Here is a 17,979-nt window from a genome sequence, read left to right as displayed (position 1 = left end):
TCTATTCTCCTTTCTGCTCCAAAAGCTTTAACATCTCTTTTTTATATCTGCTGTTCTTTTCATTTTTTATTGCCTGCTCTACAGGTTTTTTTGCCCTCTGATAATTGAGCTCAAGCAGAGCCAATACAGAGTAATAGCGAATTATAGGCGAATTATCTTTTAATTTTCTTTTAACTGCTTCAAAATATCTTTCTTCACCTAAATTATAAACAGCAATAAGTGCATTTCTCTGTAAAATTCTACTTCCCCGCCACATAATAGCAGTATTTTTAAGTTCAGAAGGAGGAACTTTTCTATCCAGTTCTAAGAAGTATTCTAAATTTTTATTAAAAAAATTCAATTCCGGCTCTGAATTTTCTGTTTTATTAATATTATAAGGACACTTATTTTGACAGGCATCACATCCCCAGACATGGGTGCCTATCTTGTTGATTTCAGCTGCAGATAAAACCCCTTTTTTTTGTGTTAAATATGAAATACAAACTTCACCATCCAACAAATATTCATCTTTTAGAGCTTTACCCTCACAGTTTTTAATACAAATCTGGCATTCTCCACAGTCAAGATTAAGTGGTTGATCTTTTTTGATTTCCAGATCTGTAAATAACTCTCCTAAAAAAAGATAAGAACCAAATTTAGGATTGATCAGCATTGAATTTTTACCAATAAAACCAATTCCAGCTCTTTTGGCCAGTGCTCTCTCTAGAAATGGGGCTGTATCAACAAATATTTTATAATCAAACTTCTTTTTTAACTTATTCTGCAGTACAGAAGCCATTTTTTCGAGTTTTTCCTGCAGAAAATTGTGATAATCTTTTACCGTAACATAATTAGATAAAAAGGAACTACTAGCTCCATTATTATAACTCATCGCTATCACAATGATTGACTGTAAGTTTTTAAACTGTAATGATGGTTTTGTCAGCAGATCAAGTTGCTGACTGGCAAAAGGCTGAGGCCAGTATTTAGTCTGGATTCTTTTTTTTAATTTTTTCCTTTCATCATTAAGATCACTACCATCAGTAATACCACAGAGATCAATGTTTAATTCCGCAGCTGTTTCTTTTACTAAATTATTAATCCGCATTTGTTTTCAATTCCCTTTCTTTTCTTAAGAGATATAAAAAGTACACAGTGCCAGCAGCTGCAGAAATCAGAGCCCAGAAAAAATACATTCTTTCTCCTCCGGTAACCTGATATATTTTGCCACCAACCAGACTGCCTGAAATAGCACTTACCCCCATAAAAACAGCTGCATAAATATTCTGTCCAGTAGCTCTAAATTTTTCACCACTAATTTGATCAACATAATCTACTCCAACCGCAAAAAAGAGGCCAAAAGTTATACTATGTAAAAGCTGAGATAATAAAATCATCAAATTATAAGGAAAAAACGAAAGCAAAAGCCAGCGAACAATAAACCCTGCACTAATCACTGCAATAATTTTACTAAATTTATTGTTTTTAATTATTTTATCAGAAAAGAAAAAAGCAAGAATCTCACTGGCAGAGGAAAATGTAAGGGCAATTCCCAGTAAAAATTCTCCCCCTCCATGATCAACAATGTAAAGCGGAAAATAGCTATAATTGGCATTCATTGCTGTCTGGAGAATAAATACAAAAAACAAAAAATAGAGAAGCCTTTTTTTCTTAAATATTTTTTTGAAATCCCCCGGATTTAATACTTCAATCTCTCTTTTACTTTTTGGTAAAAAAATGAGTAAAAATATAGAAAGAACTAAAACAGCTGCATAAACATAAAACAAATTAACTGAAGAAGTACTTTCCAAAAAATACCCCAGTAGAGACACAGAAAGCATGTAACCTGCAGAACCCCACAATCTAAATTTACCATAGTTGCTTGAATCATCCCCTAGATAATCTAAAAGCAGACTGTCAGATAGAGGGATAATAGGATTTTGAAAAAGAGTATAAAAAAACATCAACAACATCAAATATTTAAACGTTTCAGTTTGAGGAAACAATAAAACCGTTGTCATGGTTCCGATCATAGTTATAAACAGAACTTTTTTATTTTCATGAAAATAATCAGTTAAAAATCCCCAGAAAGGCATCAATAAAAGAGCAAATATCCTGGGGATTGCATTAACAAGACCTATCTGAAATGAATCAAGTCCTGTGTCCTGAAAATAAATATTAAAATATCCAAATGCAGCCATAGTGATATAAAATATAAAGTTATAAAGCTTAAAAGTCAAACAAATCAGTCCTCATTCAAAATAATCGATTCAACCATTAAATCCTTATTAAATATCTTATCTGAATAGGCTATTAATTCTTCCAGATCGATATTTTCAATTATTGCAGCCAGCTCAAAAATGTCAATTCCCAGCCTTCTATAATTTATAAATTCAGCTGCCAGATGGTTAAAATTATTAAACAATCTAATAAAACTTCCCTGATATTTTCTTTTGATTCTCTGAAAATTTTCAGAGATTTCATCATGATCAATATCCACAAGTTTTTCTTTTATTTTTCTGCGCATCTGATCAGGCTTATTACTCTCTCCATGCAGATGCACATAAGCATAATCAGGTTTTTTATGATAGGTACAGGAAAAACTATTATCGATTATTCCCTGATCATAAAGCTGATTATAATTTTTACTGCTGCGACCAAAAACTATATCCAGGAGCAGGTTAACAATATATTCTTTTTTTATTATCTGAGTTGGCTCTTCATTTTTCACTGGATCTTTAAAAGCAATTTGTACCATTGGTCTTGATATATTCATCTTTTCTTTGACAAGTTTTTTAGCTACTTTTTCTGGTTCCTCTTTAATAATTCGAACTGGGTTTTTAAAATGAGGAAAATGCTTTCGAGCCTGATTACCTCTAATTAGATTTATAATCCGCTGTGGATCAAGATCACCAATTAATATCAAATCCATATTAGATGGAAGATAAAAATTATAATAACAGATATATAAGTCTTCAGGTGTAATTGACATTACACTCTCTTCTGTCCCTGCGATATCATTTTTTACTGGATGTTCTGAATACAGAGCAGAAAGCAAATTAAAATAAGACTTCCAATAAGGATTGTCCTGATACATTTTAATTTCCTGAACTATAATTCCTTTTTCCTTTTTTACATTTTCATCACTAAAATAAGGTTCCTGTACAAATTCAATTAAATTAATTAGTGAATCCTCAAAGTTACTACTGCTGGAAAAAAGATAATTGGTGCTGTCAAAATTTGTATACGCATTTGCAGATGCACCAAGATCAGCAAATTTATCAAATATACTTTCTTCCTTATCTTCAAAAAGCTGATGCTCCAAAAAATGTGCAATCCCAAGCGGCATGTTTCTTCTCCGTCCATTTTTAACATCTATAAAATCTATATCATTTGAGCCAAAATCTACTGAAAGCATTGCATACTGTTTTACATAATCCTTTTTGGGGAAAATATAAATATTTAAACCATTATCCAATTTTGCTTTAACCAGAGTCTCATCCATATTTTTGTTATATATACTCTCCAAATTAATCAATCCTCACTTTTTAATAAATAAATAGTATCCATTTTCAATTTTTTTGCCACAGAAATTATATCTTCTCTACTTACAGCCTCAACTCCGTTAATCGTTTGATTAATAGATTCTTTCTTATTATTTACCAGACTTAAAAGGAAGTGAGCAGAAAGAGACTTATTGCTGTCTAGATCCTGTTTCAGATGGTTAATAATACTTTTTTTAGACCGCATAAATTCTTCTTCACTAAAATCACCTGCTGCTACTGCTGCAATTTCCTGTTTGACAAGCTCAATTACTTTTTCATGATTTTCCGCATTAATACCACTATTAATTAACAGTAAACCTTTAGTCGTTTCAATAGAGGAGCTAACATAATAAGCAAGACTTCTCTTTTCTCTGATTTCCTGAAACAACCTGGAATGAGTTGAGCCTCCAATCAAACTGTTAAATACAAGTAATGAATAATAATCTGGTTGTTTACGTGTTATGCCAGTCCTAAAGCCTATAGACAGTCTGGCCTGATTAACCTTTAACAACTGTTCATAAAAGTCGATCTCCTTATCCTGGTAAACAACTTCAGTATTTTCATCAAAAATATCAGCACCGGCCTTTAACTCTGTATTGGCAAAAATATTGTCAACAAAACTGCTTTTAAAATTTCCGACTAAAAACAAAGATCTTTTAGCCTGATTGATTATTTTTTGATAATGGTTAAAAAGTTCCTGATTACTTATCTGATCCAGAACTGATACTGATCCCATTTTATAAATACCATATTTTTCGTTTTTACACATTCGAGATAAACAATTTTCAACCGCAAAACTATATTTATCGTTAATTAGAGATAAGATATCCTGTTTTAAAATTTCTTTTTCCTGTTTAAAATATTTTTCTTTAAACTTACTTTTTTCAATTAGAGGATTAAATATTATATCATTTAATAAATTAAATGCATCTACAGTCAGATTGCTTTTGTGAGTAAGAAATTTCTCGTTGACCATTTCCAGAGAAAAGCGCAGAATCTGATTTTCACCTCTTTTTAAAATATTAGAACTCATATTTGAACCATATAGATTTTCTAACTCAGTTTTAATTAACTGATTATCGTTATAATTTTTTGAACCTCGCTCCAGCACTGATGGAATCAGAGCATTCATTGCTGCCTCTTTTTCGTTCTCAAGAGGCAGCATGAAATATATCTGAATCAAATTTGTTTTAAATTTATCTGTGGCCAGATGATGTAAATTAAATCTATTCTGGTAATTTTTAAACTCTAAATCATTCATATTTATTTACTCTCCTGTTCTGGATAATTGATTAAGTACTTCTCCTAAGTTAGTTATAATTTCTCCGTATTGGGCAAAATCCCCATTCTGTAAAGCCTGCTGTGCCTGCTGATATAAATCATTAGCTCTTTTAATCAATTCAGCGCTGGTTGCTGACATTAAATCAGCACTGTCCTGAGCAGTATCTGACACCTGCGGCTGGGTACCCTGCTGTGAAACCTCAGTATCAGTTTTGATATCAGCACCTGTTTTATCTTCTAAATCTCTAACATCTTCCTGCGGAACTGCCATTCCTTCTCCTTCTTTCAGTAAGGCTTTTAAAGCTTCCTCTAAATTTTCTCTCATTATTATCTGATTTTTATAAGAGACTATTACCCGACGCAGTTCTGGAATACCTCCACTTTCTGCCTGAAGGAAAATAGGCTCTATATAAAGCACACTATTATTAATTGGTATTACAAGCAGATTGCCTCTAATTACTTCTGAACCTCGCTGACTCCAGAGGGTTAATAATTGTGATATTTCAGATTCCTGATCAATTCTGGATTCAATCTGATTTGGACCATAAACCAGCTGATCTTTAGGGAATCTGTAGGCAAATAATTCACCATAATGTTCAGCATCATTTCGGGCGGCCATCCAGGCAATCATGTTATTTCTATTGGAAGGTGTAAAGGGAGTCATCAATATAAACTCTGCTTCTTCCTCATCTGGCAGCTGATTCATAATATAATAAGGCTCAACAGGAATAGTTGATCCCTGATAATTTTCATTAGGAATAGACCAGACATCCTCACGATTATAATAAACAACTGGATCCTGCATATGATAGGTACTGTAAATCTGAGTCTGAATCTTGAATAAATCCTGAGGATAACGCAAATGTTTCCTCAATGAATCAGGCATCTGATCCACAGATTCAAATAAATCATCAAAAATCTTACTGTAAGTTACAGCAATCGGATCACTATCATCTATTACATAATAATCTAGAGTACCATTGTAAGCATCAACAACAACTTTAATCGAATTTCGAACATAATTATCCCCACTGTTATTAAAAGGCTGAGAATAAGGATAAAGATTGGTTGTTGTATAAGCATCATAAATCCAGAACAACCTTCCCTCAGCATTTACTATATAAGGGTCACTGTCATATCGTAAAAATGGAGCAGCTTTTCTTACCCGCTGATGAATATTTCGATTATACATAACCTGGCTTTGATTATTTATATCATCAGAAAGTAGTATTTTAGTTGTCCCAAAACGTAGAGCATACATCGTTTTGCGAAGAATATTATTTATCTCTACCCCACCGGTCCCTTCATACTGAGTATAGACATTTTCAGAGCCCATTGGGTAGTGAAATTCCGTTTCATCTGTATTTACAATTACATAATTATTTGTTTTTTCACCATAATATATTGAGCTGTTTTCTAAATTTAAATTTTCATTATTAACCACAGGTGGAATGTCCTGAACTAAAAACTCGGGCTGACCATTATCTCTTACCTTTCCAGCCGGGCTCATTGTAACTCCAAGCCCATGTGTATATTTCAAGGTTCTATTAACCCAGGTCTGAGCCTGAGCTGCCAGTGCATTCTGATCTAGTTCTCTGGCACCAAGCATTACCTGTGTATAATCGTTGCCAAGCTGATAACGATCTATATCAATATCTTCAAAAGAATAATACTGTCTCAAAGCCTGCAGTTGATTATAGGTAGACTGGAGAGGGCGATAATCCCAGAGTCTGACATTATCAACAACTGTCTCATATTCCATAAGATCATCATAGCTTAAATCATCCTGAGAAAGCTCAAAATCTTTATTTTCAACATGATCAAGATTATAGGCTTTCAGGGTCATATTAATATTATTTTCTATATAATTTTTTTCTAGATTAATCTCATTTGGCTCTACTCTGTACTGCTGCATAAAAGCAGGATAAACCCCTGTAAAAACAATGGATAAAACAATCCAGGCACCAATCCCCCAGATAAGAGGTTTATAGTTGTTTTTAAATAAACTGTATAATACAGCCAGTGCAACAAATAAAACCACAAAAAACAGAACTCTATAACCCAGCAAACTGGCATGGACATCAGTATAACCGGCCCCAAAAACGACCCCACTGGGAGAAAATAATATATCATACATTTTTAATCTATAATCCCAGGCTTTAAATAGTAAGAACATAAAGACCAGAACCGACATATGCTTTTTTGCTCGACTGCTTAACTTGGCCGAGACTTCACTAAAGGAATGAATCCCTGTAAAGATAATATAAATTGCACCAACTAAAATTAAAGAAATAACAATAACTACCATTCCCATTTCTCTTAAAAATGAATAGAAAGGTAGGGTAAAAACATAAAAAGAAATATCGTTATTAAAAATCGGATCAACAGAATTAAAAGCTGTTTTATTTAAATATTTCAAAACCATCTTCCAGCTTTCACTAGAGATAGAAGAAAATAAAAATCCAAGCACAATACTGGAAATTAAATAAATAATATTTAATCTTTTTTTATTTAACCAGTCAAATATCTGATTTCTTTCTTCTCCAAATAAATTTTCAACTTTTGAGTCTTTTTCGACATTAATAAATTTATTGATCGGTTTTTTGGTAAAATGCAGGTTTAGATAAATAACAGCTGCAAAAATAACACCAATCAGCAGTCTTAAAATAAAATTGGAAAGAAACATAATTGTAAATGTTTTTTCAAAATTTAATTCTTTAAACCAGAGCCAGTCAGTATAGATATTTGCTCCTGTTGAAATGAAAATAATCAACAAAATAGCAGCTATCGCAAAAATAGAGAGAAAAAACTTAATTGTTTTACTCATAATTTTCTCCTTTCAAATTCTCAAATTTTATCATTTAATCTATCTTAATTTTTGAGCAATTTTTAATGCCCGCTTTTCTGCTTCATAATAAATTTTTTCCGTATCAAGTGTTTTTAACTCCTTATTTTCCATCAAGACTTTCCCGGCAACAATAACTGTATCAACACTTCCACTATCAGCAGCATAAAATAAATTTGACAAATTGTTATGATGAGGATAGAAAAAAGTAGAATTATTTATATCTATTAATTGAAGATCCGCCTGATACCCCTCTTTAATCAACCCAACATTAGATAAAGCAAGAGCTTTAGCCCCATTAATCGTTATAATTTCCAAAATACTTTTAGTAGAAATTGCTGTAGGATCACTATACTTAATTTTCTGCAGATAGGAAGCCATCTTAGCTTCTTTAAGCATATCCAGAGAATTATTACTGGAAACACCATCAGTACCAAGACTGACATTTACACCCTTATCCAGATATTTTTTAACAGGGGCAATTCCATTTGCAAGTTTGGCATTACTCATTGGGTTGTGAGCAATTTGAATATTATTATCACTTATAATTTCCAGATCTCCTGACTCTAAATGAACACAATGAGCAGCCAGGACATGATTAGCAAAAAAATCAAATTCAGCTAAATATTTAACTGGAGAGAGTTGATGTTTTTCTAAAAAATCAAAAATTTCCTTTTTGCTTTCTGATAAATGAATGTGAATCGGCAGACTATTTTCCCGAGCCAGATCCCTAATTTGTTCCAAATATTCTCTTCCACAGGTATAGGGAGCATGAGGTGCCAGCATTGTTGTAATCCGGCCATCAGCTGCTCCAGAATAGTCAAGCGCAAATTTCAAAGCTTTATTTAAGCCTTCCTGACCATCATTAGCTTCAATCAGCCCTTCAGCCAAAACTGCCCTAATCCCACTTTTCCCAACAATATCAGCCACTCTATCCATTGCAAAATACATATCAGAAAAAGTAGTTGTACCGGTTTTAATCATTTCCATTAAAGCAAGTGCTGTTCCCCAATAAATGTCATCTGCATCCATCTCTGCTTCAAAAGGCCAGATCTTATTTTGTAACCATCTGTCCAGAGGCATATCATCTGCATACCCTCTCATTAATGTCATCGCAGCGTGACTGTGAGTATTAATATATCCAGGAAGTACTATTTTCTTATCAGCATCAATTAAATAATCATATTCTTTAATCTGATTTATTTTTGACATTTTACCAATTTTTTTTATAATTTGATCTTCTATTAAAATAAACTGGTTTTTTCTTAACTCTACAAAAGGGCTGTAGATTTCCGCAATATTTTTTATTAAAATTTTCAAAATGTACATCCTCTCCAGAAATTTATTTATATATTTTTTTATAGGCTCTATAAGAATAATCCAGAGCAGAATAAATATTAATTGGAATTACAATATAAAACAAAAGATTTCCCAAATAATCAAATTCTAAAAGTTTAAGTGCAATAGCAAAATATAATAAAGCAACAGAAAGTTTTCCAATAAAACTAGGGTTAATAAAATTCAAACCATAAATGTAAGTTATTATTCCAGATAATAAAATAAACAGTTCTCTAATTAAAATAATATATGAAATAAAACGAGGTATAATATTTAAATAAATTAGCACCAGTAAAATACTAACGATTGTTAATTTGTCTGCCAGTGGATCCAGCAGTTTTCCTGTTTTTGATTCCAGATTATATTTTCTGGCTATATAACCATCCAGAAAGTCTGTAACAGCAGAGACAGCAAATAATATCGCTGCAGCTATAATATTTCCCTGAACAAAATTATATAAATAAACTGGTATTAATAAAATTCTAAAAAAAGTTATATAATTCGGAATTGTAAACAAAATCATCACTCCAGGGAATTAATTATTTTCATATTCTTCTTTACTAATAATTTTACCACTTTCAATTTCCTGATTAATAATCTTATATCTTTTGTCAAACTCAAGATGAAGATTTATTTTATTATAACATTCATCACAAACTACAACCTTAGAAATTTCATAGGCAGCTTCTCGATTATCTTCATAAACTTTTTGAATATCATAACTTTTTCTAAATAAAAGTTTCATCTGATTGCCACACTTATTATCTTCTACATAAATATCAATCAAATTAGACTGATTTCCACTACTAAATATGGATTTTAATTTATCAAAAATTCCCATATACTCTCCTCCTATCACTAAAATAATCAAAGATAAGTAATCAAAGAGATATATCTAATAATTAGATATATCTCCAATTTGAATTATTTTTCTCCCTCAGTATCAGCAGCTGGTTGAGGTCTGGCAGCCAATTTGTCATCCATCATAAATAGACTTTGAGCGGAGTCTCCAACCAGCTTTAATTTATCTACAATTTCGCCAACAGAATCTTCTTCTTCTACCTGTTCGTCCACAAACCACTGGAGGAAGGAATGGGTAGCATAATCATTTTCCTGATCTGCTAGCGCAACTAAGTCATTAATCATTGCAGTGACTTTTTGTTCATGAGCAAGTGAATCCTCAAAAACTTCAAGGTTAGAATCCCAGTCACTCTTAGGTTTATCTATTCCCTCAAGAATAACTCTTCCACCTCTTTCATTAACAAAATCATAAATTTTACGGGCATGAATCATTTCCTCTTCCGCCTGCAGATCCATCCAGCGAGCAAATCCTGCTAGACTTTTATCTTCAAAATATGCAGCCATGGATTGATATAAATAAGCTGAATAGAGTTCTGCATTAATCTGTTTATTTAACGCTTTTTCTACATTTTCTTTTAACATAATATTACCTCCAAATTTATAATTTAAAAATGTTCTTCATTAATATTAATTCAACAATAATTATTAATATCCTGCTTTTTTAAAGTTAATAAAATTATTTCAAACTATTAATTTTATTTAAATACTTCTCCATATCAAATTTTCTTTCCAGACCAGCCGCGTTCATGTATCTAACTTTACCAAAAATTTCTCTCTCCTTCCAGGCACGATCATGTTTGGAAAAGATCCAGGCCACACCTGCATAACTATTAGGATCTCGTCCATCCAGAGAATATTTATTATTAAGTTTCAAGGCCCACTGATAAGCCTGATTGGGATCTGAAATCCATTCCAGAATTTTCTTGCCCCAGTACATCCTCATATAATTATGCATTTTGCCGGTAATTACCATTTCATTCTGGGCTGCATTCCAATATTTGTCATGGGTTAATCCCTTTTCTAATTCCTCATAGTTATAAATATATTCTCTTTCATCATTTTTATGCTGCATAAGCGACTGATAAGCCCAATCACTTATTATATCCTCCAGGCAGCCATCATAGTCTTTATTATAATAGACAAAGTTAAATGCAAGCTCCCGGCGAACAATCAGTTCTTCTAAAAAAGCTTCCGCATCATATTCGGATTTTATCGCCTCCAGCGCAATTTCCTGAGCTGATATTTGCCCAAAATGCAGGTAAGGACTTAAATCAGACTGGTAATTGAGATGGGGAATGTTTCTTTTTTCATCATATTCTTTTAACTTTTTCTGAATAAATTCATTCAGCTTCTTTTTAGCCTCCAGATAACCACCGACAAAATAATTTTTATATTTTATTTCCTGATCAAAATTTAAACTATCTAAATAATGATCAAGGTCATCTACCAAGTTTAGACTGCTGGCCTCCAGTTCAATTTTAGATTTATTATCGAGACTGTTTCGCTGATATTCTTTTAAATAATTATCTCGTATTTTGTTAATTTTCTTCCTGATTGTATAAGCGGCATATTCTTCTTTTTCACTTACTTCTTCGATCGGACAGACCAGATTACTTTCAACCAGATAAAATGGTAGAGCAAGTCTATCCGCTGCCTCATTTTTCCACTGCCGCAGATGTTTGAGATAAACTTTCTCACTAACAACTAAAGATGCATCTTTAGTAATCTTTTTTAAGTCCTCAAACTCTTTGTAATCAACTAGATAAAAATTAATATCTGCTTTAGATAAGTTATTTTTTATTTCTTTTAAACCTTCAATCATAAATTTAAAGTGACCATACTCAGCTTCCGGAAAATTAGCATTTAATAAGAAAAAAATTAAAAGAGGCTGATTTAATTGATTTGACATTTCAACAGCATAACCCAGTGCCTGATTATATTCCAGTCGCTGAGATGACTGCATCCAGTATGCAACAAATTCTCCATCTTTTAATTCAGCCTCATTAATTTTTTCTATTCTATTTTTTTCTACTAACACAATTTTGTCCCTTCATCAAAATGTATATCCAGCTGTGGGTATGGAATACCAATACCAGCCTCATCAAAGGCATCTTTAACATTTTCATGCATATCATAAAATACAGTCCAGTAATCCGTTCCCTTAACCCAAACTTTGCAGTCAATATTAATGGAACTTCCTGCATGTTCAGCAACTCTAATAATTGGTTCCGGATCATCTAAGATCAAATCATGTCTGGCTGCTAAATCTTTTAATAAAGAAATAGCTTCGTGAAAATCATCATCATAACCAATTCCAAAAGTTAAATCAACCCTTCTTTTGTCCATAGCTGAGAAATTAGTCACGCTATTATTAGAAATATTACTATTTGGAATCATAATTTTTTTGTTATCAAAAGTAGTCATTATTGTATATAAAATCTGTATTTCCTGTACTTTACCTTTATGTCCAGCAACTTCAATTGTATCACCAGCAGTAAATGGTCTAAAAATTAAAAGTAAGACACCCCCAGCAAAATTAGATAAACTTCCCTGCAAAGCCAGGCCAACCGCAAATGAAGCAGCCCCCAATACAGCAACAAAAGAAGTTACTTCAATTCCCATTGTTGAAGCAATAGAAATAAATAATAGAATCATTAAAACAGCTTTTGTAATTGACATTAAAAAACTGGTCAGGGTTCTATCGAATCTCCCCTGAACATTTTTTTCTAAAAGCCTGACAATGAACTTAATCAGCCACAAACCAACTATTAAAAGAATTATCGCCAGCAACAACTTCATTCCATAATTTGCAATTATTGACTGCAAACCTCCAGTGATTTGGTCCATTCTTTCTCCTCCTTAGTTTTAACTATGCTATTATTATAAATTATCTATCTTTTCTATACTATATAAATTTCTAGTTAAATACTAACATTCCTGCAAATCATTAAAAAAATTCCCTTATTCATAATTAGCCAAAAATCAGGAATAAAGGAATTTAACTTTTAAAAAAAGAAAGACCGGAGATTTCCGGTCTTTCAATAAGTAATTTTAAATCTTAAACATCAACTGTTTCTTTAAAGGACTTACCACTTCTAAATACAGGCACTTTGCGTGCTGGAATCTGAATCTCTTCCCCGGTTTGAGGGTTACGTCCCTTTCTAGCACTTCTATCTTTTACTTCAAAAGTACCAAAACCAATTAATTGTACATTATCACGCTTATCTTCTGATTTTTTAGCTTCAGATTTCAAGTGGCTCATGATAGTATCAATTGTTTCATTAATAACTTCCCCTGTATCTTTTTTAGTGACACCAGTCTTTTCTGCAACGGCATCAATAAGTTCATTCTTAGTCATGGAAATTCACCCCCTTTTAAAACTAAAACTTTTGCTGTCATTATACATTATTCTCGCTATAACAGTGATTTCCTGCTTAAGCGAAGAAAAAATTTATAAAATTTCTAGATATTCCATAAAGAATTATCAACTATAGATTCCATTTCATGTTTTTTACTTCTCAGCATTAGTTCTTCTACTGCCTGATAGGGATCTTTTTTATCAAATAAAACCTGATAAACCTGTCTGGTTATTGGCATTTCCAGGTCAATATCTTCTAAATCCAGCCACTTATATATTGCCCGAGCAGTTTTTACACCTTCCACAACCTGATTAACCACCTGTTTTGCTTCTGACATACTTTTCCCTCTACCAATTTCAATTCCAAAACGCCGGTTGCGACTGTGCATACTGGTACAGGTAACCACAAGATCACCCATACCGGAAAGTCCAGATAGTGTTAAGTCACTGGCTCCATGAAAATCAACAAAACGGCTCATTTCGTTTAAACCTCTGGTAATAAGAGCAGCGCGTGTATTATCCCCAAAATCTAAACCATCACAAATACCACTGGCTACAGCAATTACATTTTTAAGAGCTCCACCAAGCTCAACTCCTTTGATATCAGGATTTGTATAAACTCTAAAATATTTAGACATAAATAAATCCTGAACTTTTTCTGCTGACTCTTTATTATCTGCTGCCGATACTATTGCTGTTGGCAATTTCTCCATAACCTCTTCAGCATGAGTGGGTCCAGATAAAACGACTACATTTTCAAAGCCAGCTTCTTTAATCATTTGTGAATTTGTTTTAAATGTATTTTCATCAATTCCTTTAGCTGTAGAAACAATTATTGTATCTGAATCAACGAAACCATCCATTTGACTCAAAACACCAGTTAAAGCCTGAGTTGGCACAGAAATTACAATTAAATCTGAATCTCTTAAACTTTGATTTAAATCATTAATAGCAGTTAATTTGCTGTTTAACCTGTATTCAGGAAAATACTTAGAATTTTTCTGTTCCAAATTAATTGAATTAACAACCTTCTGATCCCGGGCATATATTTGGACTTCCTCACCATTTTCTGCTAACAGATTAGCCAGAGCAGTGCCCCAGCTGCCAGCACCTATTACTGTAATCTTTGAACTCATTATTTTTTACCACTCTTCCCTAACTTTTCTGGATCCATTCTATTTTCTTCTCCATTTAAAAGCCGCTTAATATTTTCTCGATGAGTATACATTACAAAAAGAGATAATAAAGCAGCAAAAACAACATGTTTACCATGGAAAGAACTAAAATAAAGAGTCAGAGGTAGAGACATAGATCCAATAATTGAACCAAGTGATACATAGCGGGTCATCAAAACCAATAAAATCCAGATCACTGCATAAATCAAAAAGGCAAGCGGATATAATCTTAAAATAACTCCAAAAGTTGTGGCAACCCCTTTACCTCCAGAAAAACCCAGAAATATTGACCAATCATGTCCGGCAATTGCAGCAACTGCAACAAATAAAATAGCTGTGGATAAATTAGTACCCAGAATCATCTGCCCAACTAGAACTCCTAAATAACCTTTTAAAATATCAAAAACTGCAACTAAAATCCCGGCTTTTAATCCCATTACCCGGGCAACATTTGTAGCACCAATATTTCCACTACCATATTTTCTAACATCTTTTTTCATTACATATTTTGTAAGTAAAAAACCGGATGGTATTGAACCGATTAGATAACTAATTAAGATAGCAATTATTACCTGCATGATAACCTCCTAATTTCGCTGTTTCAATTTAAAGTTCATTGGATTTCCTACATAGCCAAAGGCTTCTCTCAGTACGTTTTCTAAGTATCGCTGATAGGCAAAATGCATTAAATTTGGATCGTTAACAAAGAAAACAAATGTCGGGGGTTTAACACCCACCTGACTGCCATAATAAATCTTAAGCCTTTTACCCTTTCGACTGGGGGGTTCACGCAGCTGTACTGCTTCCGAAATAACTTCATTTAAAATTCCAGTTTTTATACGCAGATTACTCTGATCAACAACAAATTCAAGTAAAGATAGAAGTTCATCAATTCTCTCCCCTGTTAGAGCAGAAATATATGTTACCGGAACGTAATTTAGAAACTTAAGCTGATAATATACTTCATCAGTATACCGATCTATAGTCCTAGAATCTTTCTCCATCAGGTCCCATTTGTTAATTGCAATAACCATTGCCTTACCTTCATCATGAGCATAACCAGCTATTTTCTTATCCTGATCAGTTACACCTTCCTGGGCATCAATCATCATTAAAACAGCATCAGCACGATCAACTGATCGCAAAGCTCTAAGGTTACTGTAATATTCTACATCTTCTTTAACTTTTGATTTTCTTCTGAGACCTGCCGTGTCAATAAAATTAAACCTAATATTATTCCATTCAATTAAGGTATCAACTGCATCTCGAGTTGTTCCAGGCATATCACTGACAATAACCCTGTCTTTACCAATCAAATGATTAATCAGACTTGACTTACCAACATTTGGTTTGCCAATAACTGCAATATTTATCTTATCATTATCACTATCTTCTGCTTCAGTTTCAGGTAATTTGTCTGCCACCTGATCCAGCAGCTCACCTGTATTTTTACCATGTTCTGCTGAAATAAGTATTGGATCACCAAAGCCAAGAGAATAAAATTCCCAGCCTATTTCCTCCTGATTAGAAAAATCTTCAACTTTATTAACTACCAAAATGACTTCTTTGTTAGTCCTGTATAAAAGCTGAGCAATATCTTGATCAACACCGGTCATTCCTGTTCGGGAATCCACGACAAATAGGATAAGGTCAGCTTCTTCCATTGCCAGTTCAGCCTGATATTTAATCTGATTTTTAATTTTATCATTTTCGTGCATTACTATTCCACCAGTATCAATTACATTAAACTTTTTCCCCAGCCATTCTGTTTCGCCATAAATTCTATCGCGAGTAACATTGGGCTCACCTTCTACAATAGCCCTCCGTCCTCCAACTAATCTATTAAAAAGAGTTGATTTACCAACATTGGGTCTTCCAACTATTGCAACTGTAGACTTAGCCATTCTTAACCACCTCCATAAATTGCTTAATATCACTTACAAACTCTATCCTGTATTCAGATAGTTCTTCCAAAAAATCTTCTTTTTGTACATTATCTAGAAATTTCATCTGATCATTTAAAACTATTTTGGGTATAAAAATCATATTGTATTTATCTGGCTTAATTTTTTTTATTTCAGCCTTTAAATCTTCAGCAGTTAAAAGACCTGCAACTGTAACACTGTCACCAAAAAATTTATTTTCAACTACTATAAAATCAGTTTTTAATTTAATAACTTTTTTTAAACTATCATAAAATTTATTCAAAGCTTTTTCTCCCAGAACTGAAGTCATAACTGCAATTGTTTTTTCATCACTGAGAGATTCTGGAAATTCATATGACTCTATTTGTTTATTCATTAAAGCAGTTAAACCAATTCCGTTTTCCAGTTGAGGAAAATCATTATACTCATTATAGGCAGGGATCTCCAGATCAGTATTTAAATAAAATTCATCAGCAGCATAAATTAAGTTTTCACCAAATTTATCTTTTGCCTGCTGCTGCCAGTATCTAATCTGAGTTAACGAAGACTTCATTTCTTCTTTCGTCATAGTTCTTAATTCAGCCAGATCTTTTCTATATTTAGTTAAACCGACTGGTACTATACCAACAGATAATAACTGGGGATAATATTCTAAAAGATCCTTTAAAGTTCTATCAAGTTCTTCCTGATCATTATATTCCGGACAGACTACTATCTGAGTATGAAATTGAATATTATGTTTCTGGAATAATTTAAGTAATCTGTTAATTTTAGCAGCCTTTGGGTTTTTCATCATTTCAACCCTCAGTTCAGGGTTGGTTGTATGAACTGATATATTTATTGGACTTAAATTTTTTTCAATTATTCTTTTAATTTCTTTAGCTTCAAGATTTGTTAATGTAACAAAACTTCCCTGTAAAAAAGAAAAGCGATAATCATCATCCATCTGGTTTAAACTATCCCGCATATTATCAGGCTGCTGTTTGACAAAGCAAAAAATACAATTGTTTTTACACTGTTTTAAGCCATCAAATACAATTTCTTTAAATTCTATTCCCAGCTCTTCTCCTGGTTTTCTCTGTAGCTGGATATTTTTTCTTAACCCAGATTCTGTCTCAATTTCCAGTTCAATAATAACTTCAGAAATCTGATATAAATAATCTATATAATCAATTATTTTTTGACCATTAATAGTGATAATTTTATCATTTGAATTCAGACCTGCTTGTGCAGCGGTAGAATTTTCCACAACTTTTTCTATTTTAACCATAATTCTTCTACCTCCTGTAAGCTTGATAATATCACATTTACTCTGTTTAGGCAATAATCTGCAGAAAGCAGAACAAAATGGCCTGACGGCCACCCTACTATAGAAGTTAATTAATATTTCTTTAGTAGGGATTTATCTTTCAAATGTGTATTTAAACTTCATTTCCGCACCACATTCAGGACATGCCACTCCTGGCATTTCTCCTTCTTTCAAATCTTTTCCCATTGCAAACTCATCTATTACATAACCTGGGACTTCATCTTCTTCCCCACACTTGGGACATTCAAACTTATACCACTCTTTGTCTGTTTCTTCTGGGGAATGGAATGGGATATCCATATTTTCTTGCCAGTTTTTTTCTTTCATATCTTGGATCAACCTCCCAACTATTGCTTTTAATAT

General features: G+C 32.7%; 17 protein-coding genes. All 17 read right to left on the bottom strand.

The genetic code is table 11. The features are described 5' to 3' along the window. Window position 1 precedes the first annotated feature (1 nt). Complete coding sequence (queG, locus tag BW929_RS13640) at window positions 2–1,087, bottom strand: tRNA epoxyqueuosine(34) reductase QueG (RefSeq protein WP_076546043.1); 1,086 nt, start codon at window positions 1,085–1,087, stop codon at window positions 2–4. Next, window positions 1,077–2,219 carry an MFS transporter gene (locus BW929_RS13635; protein ID WP_076546042.1) on the bottom strand — a complete coding sequence of 381 codons (1,143 nt, stop codon included), beginning with the start codon at window positions 2,217–2,219 and terminating at the stop codon, window positions 1,077–1,079. The genes queG and BW929_RS13635 overlap by 11 nt, the downstream gene beginning before the upstream one ends. Before the next feature lie 5 nt (window positions 2,220–2,224). Beyond that, window positions 2,225–3,508 carry an EF-P 5-aminopentanol modification-associated protein YfmH gene (gene yfmH, locus BW929_RS13630; protein ID WP_076546041.1) on the bottom strand — a complete coding sequence of 428 codons (1,284 nt, stop codon included), beginning with the start codon at window positions 3,506–3,508 and terminating at the stop codon, window positions 2,225–2,227. A gap of 5 nt (window positions 3,509–3,513) precedes the next feature. Beyond that, the gene (gene yfmF, locus BW929_RS13625; RefSeq protein ID WP_076546040.1) at window positions 3,514–4,785 is read right to left on the bottom strand and encodes an EF-P 5-aminopentanol modification-associated protein YfmF; all 1,272 of its coding nucleotides are present in this window, start codon (window positions 4,783–4,785) and stop codon (window positions 3,514–3,516) included. A 6-nt stretch (window positions 4,786–4,791) separates the two neighbouring features. Continuing rightward, window positions 4,792–7,632 (bottom strand): UPF0182 family membrane protein, encoded by a 2,841-nt coding sequence (locus tag BW929_RS13620; protein WP_076546039.1) that lies wholly within the window; start codon window positions 7,630–7,632, stop codon window positions 4,792–4,794. 39 nt (window positions 7,633–7,671) lie between these two features. Beyond that, window positions 7,672–8,979, bottom strand: a complete 1,308-nt coding sequence (locus BW929_RS13615; protein WP_234978114.1) for an amidohydrolase — start codon at window positions 8,977–8,979, stop codon at window positions 7,672–7,674. 13 nt (window positions 8,980–8,992) lie between these two features. Then, window positions 8,993–9,511: a CDP-alcohol phosphatidyltransferase family protein gene (locus BW929_RS13610; protein WP_076546038.1), complete on the bottom strand. Its 519-nt coding sequence runs from the start codon at window positions 9,509–9,511 to the stop codon at window positions 8,993–8,995. A 12-nt stretch (window positions 9,512–9,523) separates the two neighbouring features. Further along, on the bottom strand, window positions 9,524–9,829 hold the full coding sequence (locus BW929_RS13605) for a hypothetical protein (protein WP_076546037.1): 306 nt from the start codon (window positions 9,827–9,829) through the stop codon (window positions 9,524–9,526). A gap of 83 nt (window positions 9,830–9,912) precedes the next feature. Next, window positions 9,913–10,431, bottom strand: coding sequence for a ferritin (locus tag BW929_RS13600; protein ID WP_076546036.1), 519 nt, complete (start codon window positions 10,429–10,431; stop codon window positions 9,913–9,915). A 94-nt stretch (window positions 10,432–10,525) separates the two neighbouring features. Further along, window positions 10,526–11,887: a deoxyribodipyrimidine photo-lyase gene (locus BW929_RS13595; RefSeq protein ID WP_076546035.1), complete on the bottom strand. Its 1,362-nt coding sequence runs from the start codon at window positions 11,885–11,887 to the stop codon at window positions 10,526–10,528. Then, window positions 11,881–12,696 (bottom strand): mechanosensitive ion channel family protein, encoded by an 816-nt coding sequence (locus BW929_RS13590; protein WP_076546034.1) that lies wholly within the window; start codon window positions 12,694–12,696, stop codon window positions 11,881–11,883. Before BW929_RS13590 ends, BW929_RS13595 begins: the two co-directional genes overlap by 7 nt. A gap of 211 nt (window positions 12,697–12,907) precedes the next feature. Next, entirely contained in the window at window positions 12,908–13,207 is a 300-nt protein-coding gene (locus tag BW929_RS13585) for an HU family DNA-binding protein (RefSeq protein WP_076546033.1), read from the bottom strand. A gap of 104 nt (window positions 13,208–13,311) precedes the next feature. Continuing rightward, complete coding sequence (locus BW929_RS13580; RefSeq protein WP_076546032.1) at window positions 13,312–14,343, bottom strand: NAD(P)H-dependent glycerol-3-phosphate dehydrogenase; 1,032 nt, start codon at window positions 14,341–14,343, stop codon at window positions 13,312–13,314. Then, on the bottom strand, window positions 14,343–14,960 hold the full coding sequence (gene plsY, locus BW929_RS13575; protein ID WP_084566226.1) for a glycerol-3-phosphate 1-O-acyltransferase PlsY: 618 nt from the start codon (window positions 14,958–14,960) through the stop codon (window positions 14,343–14,345). Before plsY ends, BW929_RS13580 begins: the two co-directional genes overlap by 1 nt. Window positions 14,961–14,969: 9 nt before the next feature. Continuing rightward, window positions 14,970–16,286 carry a ribosome biogenesis GTPase Der gene (gene der, locus BW929_RS13570; protein WP_076546030.1) on the bottom strand — a complete coding sequence of 439 codons (1,317 nt, stop codon included), beginning with the start codon at window positions 16,284–16,286 and terminating at the stop codon, window positions 14,970–14,972. After that, window positions 16,279–17,577, bottom strand: a complete 1,299-nt coding sequence (locus BW929_RS13565) for a DUF512 domain-containing protein (RefSeq protein ID WP_076546029.1) — start codon at window positions 17,575–17,577, stop codon at window positions 16,279–16,281. The genes der and BW929_RS13565 overlap by 8 nt, the downstream gene beginning before the upstream one ends. A 132-nt stretch (window positions 17,578–17,709) precedes the next feature. Beyond that, the coding region (locus BW929_RS13560) for a hypothetical protein (protein ID WP_076546028.1) at window positions 17,710–17,979 on the bottom strand (270 nt) is incomplete at its 5' end.

Source organism: Halanaerobium kushneri, assembly GCF_900156285.1.
GTDB lineage: Bacteria > Bacillota > Halanaerobiia > Halanaerobiales > Halanaerobiaceae > Halanaerobium > Halanaerobium kushneri.
The sequence above is the reverse complement of the archived record's forward strand: the minus strand, read 5'-3'. Positions and strand labels throughout refer to the sequence as shown.

Excerpts from the sequence above, each read along its gene's own strand:
- queG (WP_076546043.1), bottom strand. The coding sequence starts at position 1,087 with ATGCGGATTAATAATTTAGTAAAAGAAACAGCTGCGGAATTAAACATT.
- yfmF (WP_076546040.1), bottom strand. The coding sequence starts at position 4,785 with ATGAATGATTTAGAGTTTAAAAATTACCAGAATAGATTTAATTTACAT.
- BW929_RS13620 (WP_076546039.1), bottom strand. The coding sequence starts at position 7,632 with ATGAGTAAAACAATTAAGTTTTTTCTCTCTATTTTTGCGATAGCTGCT.
- BW929_RS13615 (WP_234978114.1), bottom strand. The coding sequence starts at position 8,979 with ATGTACATTTTGAAAATTTTAATAAAAAATATTGCGGAAATCTACAGC.
- BW929_RS13610 (WP_076546038.1), bottom strand. The coding sequence starts at position 9,511 with ATGATTTTGTTTACAATTCCGAATTATATAACTTTTTTTAGAATTTTA.
- BW929_RS13605 (WP_076546037.1), bottom strand. The coding sequence starts at position 9,829 with ATGGGAATTTTTGATAAATTAAAATCCATATTTAGTAGTGGAAATCAG.
- BW929_RS13600 (WP_076546036.1), bottom strand. The coding sequence starts at position 10,431 with ATGTTAAAAGAAAATGTAGAAAAAGCGTTAAATAAACAGATTAATGCA.
- BW929_RS13590 (WP_076546034.1), bottom strand. The coding sequence starts at position 12,696 with ATGGACCAAATCACTGGAGGTTTGCAGTCAATAATTGCAAATTATGGA.
- BW929_RS13585 (WP_076546033.1), bottom strand. The coding sequence starts at position 13,207 with ATGACTAAGAATGAACTTATTGATGCCGTTGCAGAAAAGACTGGTGTC.
- BW929_RS13580 (WP_076546032.1), bottom strand. The coding sequence starts at position 14,343 with ATGAGTTCAAAGATTACAGTAATAGGTGCTGGCAGCTGGGGCACTGCT.
- plsY (WP_084566226.1), bottom strand. The coding sequence starts at position 14,960 with ATGCAGGTAATAATTGCTATCTTAATTAGTTATCTAATCGGTTCAATA.
- der (WP_076546030.1), bottom strand. The coding sequence starts at position 16,286 with ATGGCTAAGTCTACAGTTGCAATAGTTGGAAGACCCAATGTTGGTAAA.
- BW929_RS13565 (WP_076546029.1), bottom strand. The coding sequence starts at position 17,577 with ATGGTTAAAATAGAAAAAGTTGTGGAAAATTCTACCGCTGCACAAGCA.